Raw genomic sequence first — 13943 nt, forward strand, 5'->3', positions numbered from 1 at the left:
GCTGGGCCGCACAGGCTGGGCCGCACAGGCTGGGCCGCACAGGCTGGGCCGCACAGGCTGGGCCGCACAGGCTGGGCCGCACAGGCTGGGCCGCATAGGCTGGGCCGCATAGGCTGGGCCGCACAGGCTGGGCCGCACAGGCTGGGCCGCATAGGCTGGGCCGCATAGGCTGGGCCGCATAGGCTGGGCCGCACAGGCTGGGCGCCCCGTCTCGAAACAGGGAAGTTGAGCGCGGCTGGCTAAGCGGGGCTAGCTAAGCTCAGAACCGCCGATGATAATGCCCCACGCAGGCTTGCGTCGAACCTAAAGAGTAGTAGAACCAAGGAGGTGCCACCAAAATACCGTTAAGCTGAAGAGGGTGTCCCAGTAAAAAACTGAAGCACCCTCTTTCATTTGCATCTGTTATAATCAGGAATAACGGTCCAAAATCCGGATTAAAAGTTAGAACCCTTGTTTTGGATGATTTTGTTGAAAACAGCTGTCCTTTAAACTGCCTCCAACAAGTTTGACACCCCTTGTGGGCATTTTTATGGGTAACAACAAAACGCACAATTCAGATTTAAGCTGAAACAGATCGCTTATATTTTAAAGGCGCTAGTTTCAATGGTTGTCAAAGGAATTTGGCATAGCGAATTATTGATAGAAAAGAGGGGTGGTCACTATCATTTCTGTGGCGCTTCAAGCCATTTACCCCAATATGGCCGTGTGTATACGAATGAATTTAAATTGCAGGTATTGAATGCTTATCATGGCGGGCAGTTGCTGTATGAATATAAAATACCAATCCCAGTACGTTGGCTAGTTGGGTCAGACAATACAAGCAGTCTGGCATAAATGGTTTCAATAATGCCCGTGGCCGGCCCAGCAGGATGACAAAGAACCATTTAAAAGAACCTACGGCCCCTTACCCACCTGGAAGAGTTAGAAAGGTAGAATCAGTACCTGCGTGTCGAGAATGAAGTGCTAAAAAAGCTGAAAGCCTTGGCCCCACAGAAGCAAGGAGAAGCTGCGCAAATAAAAAAGCGTTAATTGTTGATGGGTTAAGGCAAAATTCCCGGTTAAACTGTTATTGCAGATCCTTAAAATTTCCAGGAGCAGTTTCTACTACCACTTACAAACCAAGTCTGTGCCCAGCAGGCACGAGGATGCAAAAAGCCAAATCAAAACGATATACCACCAGCACAAAGGCAGGTTCGGCTATCGCAGGATTACACTGGCTATGCAGAATACAGGCAAGGCATCAACCACAAAACGGTTTCATAGCTAATGAGGCAATCCGGACTGAGCTCGCTAATAAGCATCAGAAAGTAGTGCTCTTACCTAGGGGATGCAGGCACAATTGCACCCAATGTTTTAAAACGGGTTTTTAAATCTGAACGTCCCGGGCAGAAATGGGCAACAGATGTACCGGAATTTAAGGTTAAAGATCAGAAGTTATATCGATCCCCTATCATAGATATCTTTAATGGGGAGATTGTTAGTTACAACCTCGCACAGTCTGTCAATTTCAAGCAGGTCACAGATATGCTGAAAAGTGCATTTAGAAAACTAGATTGCAAAACATTCTGATACTGCATTCAGATCAGGGATGGCAATACCAAATAAAGGCTTACCAACGTATGGTGGCCGATAACGGCATCACACAAAGTATGTCCCGAAGGTAACTGTCTGGATAAGGCTGTGAACGAGAATTTTTTCCGCACCATCAAATCCGAACTGTTTTACCTGAAACGTTATGACTCAGTTCAGGAGTTGAAAACAGAAGTAAACCAATACATCAGCTATTACAACAATGACAGAATCAGGTTCAATCTAAATGGAATGAGCCCGGTACAATACCGAGCCCACCATGACCTTCCTCCGGCAAACTAGACAGCTGAAAACTAGAGATTTTCGGTGGCAAAACGGATCAAAAACGTAATTTGTCACTATGAAAAAGTCGAAATTTACCGAGGCGCAGCCGGGTGGCCGGTGCCATCGCTTTTGCGCTTAGACAGTCAGAGACCGGGACACGGGTGGAGGAGATCTGCCGTCAATTGGGAGTGTCCTAGGCAACTTTCTTCAATTGGAATCGCGGCGGTGGACCGCAAAAAATATTGTGGAATGGGTGTTGCTGAGCTGCGCAAACTTCGCCAGTTGGAGGAGGAAAACGCCCAACAAAAAGCTCGTGGCAGACCTGAGTCTGGACAAGTAAATGCTGCGGGACGTTATTAAAAAAATGCGGCCGCCGCGCGGTTGTGAAGCCTCCTTACAAGAAGGAAATGGCTAATTGGTTGTTTTCCAACTATCAGGTCTCGATCCAAAGAGCTTGCCGCTGTGTGATGTTAGTACGGGCGATGTATTATTATAAGCGCCACCGCCGTGACGACATATTACTTGCAATGCGGATGAAAGAAATCGCGAGTACGAGGGTCAGATATGGTTTCGCCGGATTTTGTGCTGTTGAAAAGAGAAGGTTTCAGCGACAAGTGCACCGGCACCCCGGCATAAACGAGTTTATCGTGTCTAAAGGCCTGTGGACTGAATTTGCGAACAAAGAGACCAAGAAGGAGCCGTAGCGCTGAGCACCGATTGGAACGCTTGGACACTCAAGGAACAAATAAGGTGTGGAGTATGGATTTCGTGCAAGATGCGCTCTACAACGGTGAACGGTTTAGGTGTTAACTTTAGTCGATAACTGCGGTAAAATTTGCCATGGATTGTTGGCTGGAAAATCGCTAAAAGAGATAGATGTTGCTGCTGAATTAACCAAAATTTGTCTCGTAAAAGGATGCATCCCCGAGCGTATTCAATGCGATAATGGAAGCGAGTTTATCTCCAAGGAAATGGACTTGTGGGCATATTCAAATGGTGTTACACTGGACTTTGCAAGGCCTGGAAAACCGACAAATGTTCCATATGTTGAATCTTTTAATGGGAAGTTCCGAGATGAATGCCTTTCCGTCAATTGGTTCTTATCTCTGAACGACGCCAGGGAGAAATTAGAAGATTTTCGGTGGGAATACAACCACTTCAGGCCTCACAGCGCATTGAATGATTTAACACCGAAGGGATTTGTTAATCTACATCAAGAAACACCGGCAACTCTACTTTCAACCGTCTGAAAACCTGGGAGGAAATAACTTCGATACAGAAAGTCAAATCAAACACCGATGAGAAGCGCTCGACCAGGCAACAGGCTAACGCAGTAAGATGCTTAATTCAAGTTGCTCCACAACATTTGGCCTTGATCCGATGCCTATTCCGAGTGATGAACTTACATACCTATTTTGAAGGCATGGAAGCATCTATAATGCACCCAAGCGGAATCTTACAATTCATAACAAAAAAAGGTCGCCAATCCGTGACAACCTTCCCTTTTTTCAATGTTCTAATTATCTCTAATTCAAAACAACACTTCTAGCCCCTAACTTCGTGTCTAGAAATTCATGAATTGTCTTGACGATTCCTTGTGTGTCAATGCCGCATTCGCGGTATAACTCGTTGGGTTCGCCATGTTCGATGATGGTGTCTGGGATGCCTAGTCGTTTCACGATGGAAGAATAGCCGTTGTCTGACATAAATTCGATAACAGCGCTGCCAAATCCGCCCTGTAGGCAGCCGTCTTCTAGGGTGATGACTCTGTTGTGCTGCGTGAATACTTCATGTAAAATGGCCTCATCTAAGGGCTTCGCAAAGCGCATGTCATACACTGACACAGAAACTCCTTCCAATTCTAACAGTTCACTTGCCTTTAAGGCGTAGTTACCAAGCGGTCCGAAAGATAAAATTGCCAAGTCATCACCGGCTCTGAGCTTTTTACCTTTACCAATTTCTATTTCTTCAAAAGGTGTTTCCCACTCTGGCATAACCCCCGCACCGCGAGGATAGCGAATTGTAAATGCTTGCTTGCCCGATTGAAATGATGCCAATTGCGCTGTGTACATTAAATTACGCAATTCCTGTTCATTCAATGGTGATGCAATGACCATATTAGGAATGCAGCGCATGTAAGCAATGTCGTACACGCCATGATGCGTCGGTCCATCTGCGCCGACGAGCCCTGCCCTATCAAGACAAAAAATTACCGGAAGCTCTTGAATGCATACGTCATGGATAACCTGATCGTATGCGCGCTGCATGAATGTTGAGTAAATATTACAAAACACAACCTCACCACGAGTCGCCATGCCAGCAGAGAATGTCACCGCGTGTTGTTCTGCGATGCCGACGTCAAATGCCCTGTCAGGCATCAGATCCATCATAATATTCAATGAGGAACCAGAAGGCATTGCGGGCGTAACACCAACAATTTTTGGATTTTGCCTCGCGAGCTCAACAATGGTGTGACCGAAAACGTCTTGGTATTTTGGAGCCTGCGGTTGATCGTAAACCTTAATCTTAATTTCTCCCGTAATTTTATCAAAAACACCAGGAGAATGCCATTTGGTTTGATCTTTTTCAGCGGGCCCGTAACCCTTGCCTTTCACAGTAAGACAATGCAATAGTTTCGGTCCGGGAATGCTTTTTAAGTCCTTTAAAACCTCAGTAAGATGGCTTATGTCGTTGCCGTCAATTGGACCAAAATAACGTAGCCCTAAGGATTCGAAAAGGTTGCTCTGACGAAGAATGGCGGTTTTCATGACGGTTTCCACTTTTGAAACAATCTCCTGCGCACTTTTGCCAAAATTGCTCATCTTACCGAGCATATTCCAAACTTCATCTCTAAACTTGTTGTAAGTCTGAGAAGTCGTAATGTCAGTCAAATATTCTTTAAGCGCCCCTACATTGGGGTCGATTGCCATGCAATTATCATTCAGGATAATGAGCATGTTGGAGTCAGTTGCGCCGGCGTGGTTCATTCCTTCGAATGCCATTCCCGCCGTCATTGCGCCATCTCCTATAATTGCAATGTGTTGTCTTTCAAAATTATTTTCCAATGCAGATGCCACGGCCATTCCTAATGCTGCTGAAATGGATGTGGACGAATGTCCTACGCCAAAAGCATCGTAAATGCTTTCACTTCTGCGAGGAAAGCCTGATAATCCGCCATATGTTCTATTGGAGTGGAAATTATCGCGTCTGCCGGTTAAAATCTTATGGCCGTAAGCCTGGTGGCCAACATCCCAAACCAATTGATCATCAGGTGTATTGAAAACGTAATGTAACGCGACACTTAGCTCAACGACGCCCAAACTTGCGCCAAAATGTCCTCCGTAAACGGATACATTATCGATAATAAACTGTCGTAATTCATTACAAACTTGCGGAAGCTGGGAACTGTCTAACTTTCGTAGGTCCTCAGGAGAGTTAATTTTAGCTAACAATTTTCCCGGCGTTATAAGCATATTCAAGCTTTTGAAATCAAAATAGAGGACATTTAAGCAGACAAAACTAAGAAAATAAGCACATTAGTCTGACTTTATTTTTGCTGGCTCGCCTTAAAGAGCTTTTGCTTTTCTTCTCTTGTAAGGCTTTCATAACCAGACTTGGAGATTTTATCCAGAATAGAATCAATTTCCATCTGGTCAGGCATTTCTATTGTTCCCGCGGGCGATGTTGAAGAATAAACACTCGTGCTTCTATAAACCTGCCTTTCACGATAAGTTACCTGCATTGAAGGCCGCTTTCGGAAAAGCCTCGACCAGCCATTCATGACAGCATAAAGCGGTTTGCCAAGGTCCGTGCCGCTTTGCAATAATTTGATAAATACATAGCCAACGAATGCGCCGCCTAAGTGCGCAAGATTTCCTCCAGCATTGGGACCGACAGTTTGTGCCAAAGACAAAATGATGTAAAATAGCGCAATGAACTTGATCCTGATCGGCCCAAGAAAAATGAGATTGAATGTATAATTAGGAAGCAATGTAGAAGCACCAACGGCTACGGAAAACGCCGCAGCAGACGCGCCAAGCATTCTAGAACCTTCCACGTGAGCTTGGAAATAAGGCAATGCATTATACAGCACCATGTAAATCAATCCGCCTGCAACGCCACCTAAAATGTAAAGCGCTATGACGCGTTTTGCGCCCAAATATTCATCCACCAATTTGCCAAACCAGTAAAGGAAAAGCATATTAAACAGGATATGAAAAATATCGTCGTGTGTGAAAAAATATGTAATCAGCGTCCATGGCTTGTATAAAAACTCATTGGTTGCAGCAGGAAGTTGCAGTGTGTTAATCACTGCTGCATAGACATTTGCAGATTGAGAAAGCGTCAGAATTATCTTCAGTAACAGCAATATCAGGAACACTGCAGTATTAACCAGAATAATCTTAACGAGTGCATTCTCGGATTTGGCGAACTCCCTCTTTACGTCATCAACAATATTGCTCATCTGTCAATAGAAATTTGTTTTTTGCGTGTTCCAGTAACGCAACAATAAATATGCAAATAGCATTCCTCCTATGTGCGCGAAATGCGCCACATTGTCCGACTGAGCATTTTGAAATCCTGCGTACAATTCATAGAGGCCGTAAAATGCAACGAAATATTTGGCCTTGATTGGAAAGGGAACAAACAGTAGAAAAAGCTCAGTATTCGGAAATAATAAACCAAACGCCATTAGTATGCCGAAAATTGCTCCCGACGCACCAACCAAAGGCGTGTTGATCAAAGTTTGATAATAGGAATTTACAAAATCTACGCTCTGTTGAATGTAGCCAGAATTTGTTGGATTGCCCTCAAATTTGTTCAAAAAATCAAGGTTCGCTTCGTAAATTCTTTCTGCGTGCTTACTCATGAATTCCACCAGGTTATCCGGGGTTGGATTTTGAGTAAATATTTCAACAGCACTTCTAACCTGGCTATTTTCAAAATAATCGATTCCTGAAAACAGAAGTCCAGCGCCGATCCCTGTGAAGAAATAGAAGAAGAGAAATTTCTTTGGCCCCCAGCCACGCTCCAGCAATGGCCCGAACATGAACAAACCGAACATATTGCTGAACAAATGCCCAAAACTGCCATGCAAAAACATGTAGGTTACAAACTGAAAAGGATAGAATGCTGGGGAAAACACCGACCGCAATGCAAAAACATTCGTAAGATTGAAAACGTAAGAATCAACAATAAAAAAAAGAATGTTAAGAATCAGTAAGTTCTTGACAGTAGGCGTTATGGATAACATATTTTATATAAAATCAAGATTTATTCAAATAACTCTTCACCCGATATTTTTGTTCGTCAGGCTTTGAATATGCTGGTAAGTTTATCCATTGTAAGTAAAACAATGATCGCCTCTCCGCTCGGCGTTCGGTTCGGATCTGTCGAGGCAAAAAGCTGGTCAATCAAGGTGTGAATTTCAACAAATGAAAGCTTAACGGCATAACGCACGGAAAAACGCTTTGCCAATGATCGAGAAAGGCTTTCGGGCTTGTTGAGTTTCAAATCAGAATAACTCTGTTTCAGCTGCTCTATCAACTCCTCAAAAAGATCCTGCTCACTTTCCTCTGGCAAATCTGCGGGAATTCCCCTGATAATCAATTCATTTGAACCGAATTCATCAAACTCAAAGCCCAGACTTCTGATCTCTTTTTTCGTTTCACTCACCAATTGCATGTCAGAATGCGTCAAACGAATTGTTTTCGGAAAAAGCAATTGCTGGCACGCCCCATTTCTATTCGTCAGCATCTTGCGATATCGTTCATACAATATACGTTCGTAAGCCGCTTTCTGATCAATGAGCATGATGCCGTCCTTGACCTGCGAAAGAATGTAACGATTATGCAATTGGAACAGCACAGCGTCGCTTTCCGGCGCAGCAATGACCTCCGAAGCCATGCGGTTAACCTTGCTCGCAACCGTCTTGGAATGCTCCTGAAATGATGGCCTTGAAACCGTTGTCGTATTAATTTCAAAGGCAGCTAATTCGCGGTTGCGGTCTTCCGTGTTTTGTAAACCTTCAAACAATTTGTTCCAATTCGTCAGATTGGACCGCGACGCCCCGCCTTCACTTTTCTTGGACTGCGCCGCCCAGTCAGGCATTACAGTTCTTGGAATCAGGTTTTGGTTTTGATCCGAAGCCGTTGGATTCAAAAAGTTAATGTTGTCATCAAAATCAATCGATTGAGAAAGATTGTAAACGCCCACAGCCTTTTTGACCGCGGCCATCACAATGGCGTAAACTGACCTTTCATCGTCGAACTTGATCTCCGTTTTGGTCGGGTGAATGTTAATGTCAATGTGTGACGGATCAATTTCTATAAAAAGCACATAAAACGGATGACTTCCCTCCGGAATGGTCCCGTCAAATGCGCTAATCACCGCGTGATGCATGTAACTATGCTTGATATAGCGATCATTTACGAAAAAAAACTGCTCTCCGCGTGTCTTTCTGGCAAACTCAGGCTTACCAATGTAACCACGCACGCTGATGTAAGACGTGTCTTCTTGGCAGAATGCAAGCTGCTCCCGATAACTCTTCCCGTAAATATCAACAATGCGCCTTACCAGCTTTCCCGATTGCAAGTTGAAGACCTCTGTATCATTATGATGCAATGTGAATCCAACCTGCGGATGAGCCAGAGCAACGCGCTGAAACTCGTCCAAGACGTGACGCATTTCCACAGAATTAGATTTCAGGAAATTTCGTCGCGCCGGAACATTGAAAAATAGGTTTTTAACCGAAAGATTGGTCCCTTTCAAGCAAGCGACAGCTTCCTGCGCTTTAATTTCAGAGCCGTCAATGCGGATCATGCTTCCCAATTCGTCAGCTTCCTGTCTCGTTCTTAACTCCACCTGTGCAACCGCGGCAATGGAAGCAAGCGCCTCGCCGCGAAATCCCATCGTCCGAATACGGAAAAGATCCTCAGACTGTCGAATTTTTGAAGTCGCATGTCTTTCAAAACACATTCGGGCGTCTGTTTCTGACATTCCTAATCCATCGTCGATGATTTGAATTAATGTTCTTCCGGCCTCTTTAAGAATGACCTGAACATTATTTGCCTTCGCATCAATGGCATTTTCCATAAGCTCTTTCACCACCGATGCAGGTCTTTGAACAACCTCGCCGGCGGCAATTTGATTGGCTATGGAATCTGGTAATAACTGTATGATGTCGGAAGACGGCATTTCGGAATCTTGATTTATTGGCTATAACAAATTAACAAAATTTTTTTAACAGGCATGCCAATTTTGGCGGGTAGCAACGTTCCAGTGCTTGCTTTATCTAAAAACTGAAAGAGAATAGTTACATTCTTTATCGAAATTTTCTACATTTCTCGAACGTTTTTATTGAAATACTTTGTTGCCATTAAATAAAATTTCTATCTTGGAATGTCAAATTCCTGTACTATTAACCTAAACCTGATATGAAAACGCCAATTTCTAAAAGATTTAATTTCACCATGGCATTACAATGGCTGATTTTTCTGCCAATAATTTTGCCGCTCTGCATAATCTTCGGCGCCGTAGAAGGTGTTGTTAAAATGGTGGAGAAAATGGCGCAGCGAATGTGGCTGGATATGGAATTATAGTTTCAAAAATATAGCAAAACAAAAGCCCGATGTGTGAACACCGGGCTTTTGTTTTGATTAGGCTCAGACTAAAATTTCCATCTTACAAAGGCTTCCATGGCTTCATATTCAGCCAGTCCAAGCTCGTCATACAAATGTGCAGTTGCGCGGTTACGTTCTTCTGCACGCTGCCAGAATTCCCTCGAATCTTCTCCCTGGAACACAACGCCATCCTTTTGTGACTGGTGTTTGAAAATTCCCTGACGTTTCTTCAAAACCTGGTCAGGGCTCATTGGAACTGCCATTTCAATTTCATAAATATCCCACTCAGCCCAGGCGCCGCGATATAACCACACCCAGCAGTCTTTCATGAAATTTTTATGTTTCGAACGCTGCAATGCAGCCTCAATGGCATCCCAGCAAACCTTGTGCGTTCCGTGCGGATCGGCAAAATCGCCTGCTGCGTATATCTGATGCGGTTTGATCTCCTCAATCAGATTTTCAATGATCTTAATGTCTTCTTCACCAATCGGATTTTTCTGAACTGTTCCCGTTTCGTAAAAAGGCATGTTGAGGAAGTGCGCCTGACTTGTCGGAATGCCAACAAATCGGCAAGTGGCCTTGGCTTCACCCTGGCGCAATAATCCTTTCACTTTCCTGATCTCGGGCGTATCAATTTCGCTGTCTTTCGTATGCTTTAAAAATTCTTTTGCATCCAAAAACAATTGGTTTGCATCAGGACTGTCAATGCCGAAGCCTTTGTTAAAATCGACCACAAAGTCGATAAAACGCAACGCTTCGTCATCCGCAACGGCAATGTTACCCGAAGTCTGATAAGCAACATGCACTTCATGTCCCTGATCCACTAATCTCTGGAAAGTCCCGCCCATTGAAATAATGTCGTCATCCGGGTGCGGGCTGAAAATGAGCACACGTTTTTTCGAAGGCTGCGCTCTTTCCGGACGGTGTGTGTCGTCAGCATTGGGCTTTCCGCCTGGCCATCCGGTGATTGTATGTTGTAACTGATTAAACACATTGATGTTGATCTCATAGCCGGAACCATATTGTGCCAGCAAATCGCTCATCCCATTGTCATTGTAATCTTTATCAGTCAATTTAAGAATGGGCTTGTTAAGCGAGCTCGACAAATGTGTGATCGCCTTTTTGATCATCTTATTGTCCCAAATCACCGAATCAACAGCCCAAGGGGTTTTAATACGGGTAAGTTCGGAAGCAGCGCTTTCGTCGACCACAAAGGAAACATCCGGGTGCGCCTGCAAATAAGAAGCAGGATTCAACTCGGTTACCGGGCCTTCAACAGCGCCGCGAATAACCGATGCTTTACGCTCGCCCCAAGCCAAAAGAACAATGCGACGCGCATTCAAAATAGGCGCAACACCCAATGTAATCGCTTTACGCGGCACATTGTGCAATCCTCCGAACTCCATGCCCGCGGCAACACGCGTAGAATGGTCAAGCGTAATTAATCTCGTGCGAGAATTGATCAGCGATCCTGGCTCGTTAAATCCAACGTGACCATTTCCCCCGATTCCTAAAAGTTGGAAGTCTAGTCCGCCAACAGCATTTATTTTGTTTTCATACGATGTGCAGTAATCGCGCAGTAACGCCGGCGGAACCGTTCCATCAGGGATGAAGTAATTTTCTTTTGGTATATCAACATGATTAAACAGCTGCTCCTTCATGAACCTGTGATAACTGTAAATAGAATCAGGCTCCATCTGATAATATTCATCCAGGTTAAATGAGATCACATTCTTGAAACTCAAACCTTCTTCTTTGTGCATCCGAACAAGAATAGCATAAACCGTCTTTGGTGAAGATCCCGTTGCCAAACCTAAAACACATTGCTTACCCTCCTTTTGCTTCTGACGAATCAGATCTGCAATCTCTTTGGCCACCGCATTGGATGCTTCTTTTGAGTCGGCGAAAATCTGGGTTGGGATTTTCTCGTAGGTGATGGGCTGGCCTATCGTTCCGGGTGTCCCTTTCCCGTTGTTCGAAGCTTGCATTAAAATTGTTTGTGGATTCACCGTTTGCTGGCTCATGTTAAGCTTGAATTTGTTTTTATAAGAGTTTGAGAATAGATCAAGGGCGGATTAATGACGGCAAAAATACGATTCCAAACGAATATTATTAAAATAATTTAAAAATACTTCGCATTAAAATATACGCCATTTTGAAGAATTAGGCCTATTGCATCATTTCGATTTCTCCATTCAATAGTCGGATCGGATAAAGTAAGCCCATTTATTTCATTCCAAAATAATTGATTGTATTTTTGTACCCGAATCTACAAAAACATCACACCATTTTCCCAATACAACCCATGTCTACACTCACAAGCGTTGAACGTGACACCACCATTTTTGATCTTATAAATAGAGAGAAATACCGTCAGGAATCCGGCATTGAATTGATCGCGTCTGAAAACTTTACGTCCAGACAGGTTATGGAAGCTGCGGGGAGTGTGTTGACAAACAAATATGCCGAAGGATTGCCAGGCAAGCGTTATTATGGCGGATGTGAAGTTGTAGATGAGATTGAGCAAATCGCGATCGATCGCCTTAAAGAGCTTTTTGGAGCCACATGGGCGAATGTGCAGCCGCATTCCGGTGCGCAAGCAAATACAGCCGTATTTCTTGCTTGCCTGAACCCGGGAGATAAAATTATGGGTTTCAACCTGGCGCATGGCGGTCACTTGACACACGGTTCGCCGGTTAACATTTCAGGAAAATATTTTCAGCCTATATTTTACGGAGTTGATGCAGAAACGGGATTAATCAATTGGGACAAAGTGGAGGAAACTGCTTTGAAAGAGCGCCCGAAATTGTTGATCTGCGGAGCTTCTGCTTACAGCCGCGACTGGGATTACGAGCGTCTGCGTTCGATTGCCGATCAGGTTGGTGCATTATTAATGGCCGATATCGCGCATCCAGCCGGTTTGATTGCCAAAGGACTTTTGAATGATCCATTTGATCATTGTCATATTGTAACAACAACAACACATAAAACACTTCGCGGGCCTCGTGGCGGTGTGATTATGATGCGCAATGATTTTGAAAATCCGTTCGGCATCAAAACACCAAAAGGCCAGTTGCGCACCATGTCTTCCCTTTTAGATTCCGGCGTTTTCCCGGGAACACAAGGCGGACCATTGGAACACATCATTGCTGCAAAAGCAATCGCATTTGGAGAAGCATTGAGTGAAGGTTATTACAATTATGCTGTCCAAGTGAAAAAGAATGCGCAGGCAATGGCCAAAGCATTTGTCGACAAAGGATATCGCATCATTTCTGGTGGAACAGATAATCATTTGATGTTGATCGACTTGCGCACAAGAAATGGTCAGGATTCAGGCTTGACTGGAAAACTGGCAGAAAACACCTTGATTAAGGCAGATATAACTATTAACAAGAACATGGTTCCTTTCGACGACAAATCACCGATGATCACTTCCGGGATTCGCGTTGGAACTGCTGCAGTTACAACACGCGGAATGGTGGAGTCGGATATGGAGCGCATTGTGGATCTGATTGACAGTGTTTTAATTAACCACGATCAGGATGCGAAAATCGCTTCTATTAAAGGTGAGATCAACAATTGGATGAAACAATATCCGTTATATATCTAATCATACAAGATTTAAAATTGAGCAGCGCACTTATTAACTGGTGCGCTGCTTTTTTTGTGGCCACAAAGAATTGTAGACCAACTTGTTTTGACTTACCAAAGTTTTCATAACTTTGCACTCCAAAATCGAATTAATTGATATGAGCAAGAAAACCACGGACGAGTCCGGTCTCGAAATTATTGAAACTCCGGAAGCACTCGCTGGCCAAATCAATAAAGCAGAGGTTTTTTTTATAAAGAATCGCAAGATAGTTTTAGGCGTGGCAGGAGCAATTGTATTGGCTATTGCTGCTTTCGCCGGATATCGCTTTTACATTGACGGACAGGAAGGAACGGCTCAAGATGCGCTTGCAAGTGTCGTTTACGATTTTGAAGCCGATTCTTTACAAAAAGCATTGAACGGAAGCGGCGGAAATGAAGGACTTCTTTCAATTGCCGACTCTTATAAGGGAACTGACGCAAGCAATCTTGCCAATTTTTACGCAGGGGTTGCGCTTCTAAAACAAGGAAAGTATGACGATGCAATTAGCCATCTGCAATCTTTCAGCTCATCAGATCTTTTGTTGCATGCACGTGCGCAATCTTTGATTGGTGACGCATATTTGGAAAAAAATCAACCTGCTGAGGCGATCTCACATTATAAAAAGGCTGCGGATTACGAGAAAAATGAATATTTCACGCCAGTCTATCTGATGAAATTAGCAATTGCACAGGAAAAGGCAAACCAACCTGCTGACGCCGTGTCCACATATAAACGTGTAATCGACGAGTTTCCTCTTTCCTCGGAAGTGGTTAACGCGAAGAAATACATGGGTGTTTTAGAGGGACAGGTCGGCAAATAATGGTTAACCATTACTG

At 44.0% G+C, this 13943-nt stretch carries 12 protein-coding genes and 1 pseudogene; 8 read left to right on the top strand and 5 right to left on the bottom strand.

The annotated features are described in order from the left end of the window. Positions 1-1126: 1126 nt before the first annotated feature. From LZG73_RS25725 to LZG73_RS23075, 5 genes and pseudogenes are all read left to right on the top strand, one after another. The gene (locus LZG73_RS25725) at positions 1127-1267 is read left to right on the top strand and encodes an IS3 family transposase (RefSeq protein ID WP_409014355.1); all 141 of its coding nucleotides are present in this window, start codon (positions 1127-1129) and stop codon (positions 1265-1267) included. Positions 1268-1338: 71 nt separating this feature from the next. Continuing rightward, entirely contained in the window at positions 1339-1569 is a 231-nt protein-coding gene (locus tag LZG73_RS25730) for a DDE-type integrase/transposase/recombinase (RefSeq protein WP_409014358.1), read from the top strand. Continuing rightward, on the top strand, positions 1554-1664 hold the full coding sequence (locus LZG73_RS25735; RefSeq protein WP_409014356.1) for a hypothetical protein: 111 nt from the start codon (positions 1554-1556) through the stop codon (positions 1662-1664). Before LZG73_RS25730 ends, LZG73_RS25735 begins: the two co-directional genes overlap by 16 nt. Continuing rightward, positions 1630-1872, top strand: coding sequence for an IS3 family transposase (locus LZG73_RS25740; RefSeq protein WP_409014359.1), 243 nt, complete (start codon positions 1630-1632; stop codon positions 1870-1872). Before LZG73_RS25735 ends, LZG73_RS25740 begins: the two co-directional genes overlap by 35 nt. A gap of 92 nt (positions 1873-1964) precedes the next feature. Further along, positions 1965-3104 (top strand): annotated as a pseudogene (locus LZG73_RS23075) (IS3 family transposase). Positions 3105-3380: 276 nt separating this feature from the next. Here the strand turns inward: LZG73_RS23075 and dxs are convergent. The 4 genes from dxs to mutL form a co-directional block, all read right to left on the bottom strand. Then, positions 3381-5327 carry a 1-deoxy-D-xylulose-5-phosphate synthase gene (gene dxs, locus LZG73_RS23080; protein ID WP_233854928.1) on the bottom strand — a complete coding sequence of 649 codons (1947 nt, stop codon included), beginning with the start codon at positions 5325-5327 and terminating at the stop codon, positions 3381-3383. 74 nt (positions 5328-5401) lie between these two features. Beyond that, positions 5402-6319 (bottom strand): rhomboid family intramembrane serine protease, encoded by a 918-nt coding sequence (locus LZG73_RS23085; RefSeq protein ID WP_233854930.1) that lies wholly within the window; start codon positions 6317-6319, stop codon positions 5402-5404. Between the two features lie 3 nt (positions 6320-6322). Next, positions 6323-7108, bottom strand: a complete 786-nt coding sequence (locus LZG73_RS23090) for a rhomboid family intramembrane serine protease (protein WP_233854932.1) — start codon at positions 7106-7108, stop codon at positions 6323-6325. Positions 7109-7164: 56 nt separating this feature from the next. Then, complete coding sequence (mutL, locus tag LZG73_RS23095; protein ID WP_233854934.1) at positions 7165-9051, bottom strand: DNA mismatch repair endonuclease MutL; 1887 nt, start codon at positions 9049-9051, stop codon at positions 7165-7167. 239 nt (positions 9052-9290) lie between these two features. Here mutL and LZG73_RS23100 point away from each other — a divergent pair, with 239 nt between their 5' ends. Further along, positions 9291-9455, top strand: coding sequence for a hypothetical protein (locus LZG73_RS23100; RefSeq protein WP_233854936.1), 165 nt, complete (start codon positions 9291-9293; stop codon positions 9453-9455). Positions 9456-9523: 68 nt separating this feature from the next. Here the strand turns inward: LZG73_RS23100 and nagB are convergent, their stop codons facing one another. After that, positions 9524-11464 carry a glucosamine-6-phosphate deaminase gene (nagB, locus tag LZG73_RS23105; RefSeq protein WP_233855268.1) on the bottom strand — a complete coding sequence of 647 codons (1941 nt, stop codon included), beginning with the start codon at positions 11462-11464 and terminating at the stop codon, positions 9524-9526. A gap of 317 nt (positions 11465-11781) precedes the next feature. Between nagB and glyA the strand changes: the two genes are divergently transcribed. Together glyA and LZG73_RS23115 are read left to right on the top strand one after the other, a co-directional pair. Then, positions 11782-13086, top strand: coding sequence for a serine hydroxymethyltransferase (glyA, locus tag LZG73_RS23110; RefSeq protein WP_233854938.1), 1305 nt, complete (start codon positions 11782-11784; stop codon positions 13084-13086). Between the two features lie 139 nt (positions 13087-13225). Then, positions 13226-13927 carry a tetratricopeptide repeat protein gene (locus tag LZG73_RS23115; RefSeq protein WP_233854940.1) on the top strand — a complete coding sequence of 234 codons (702 nt, stop codon included), beginning with the start codon at positions 13226-13228 and terminating at the stop codon, positions 13925-13927. Positions 13928-13943 lie beyond the last annotated feature (16 nt).

This window comes from Dyadobacter sp. CY326, from assembly GCF_021390515.1.
In the GTDB taxonomy this organism is placed as follows: domain Bacteria; phylum Bacteroidota; class Bacteroidia; order Cytophagales; family Spirosomataceae; genus Dyadobacter.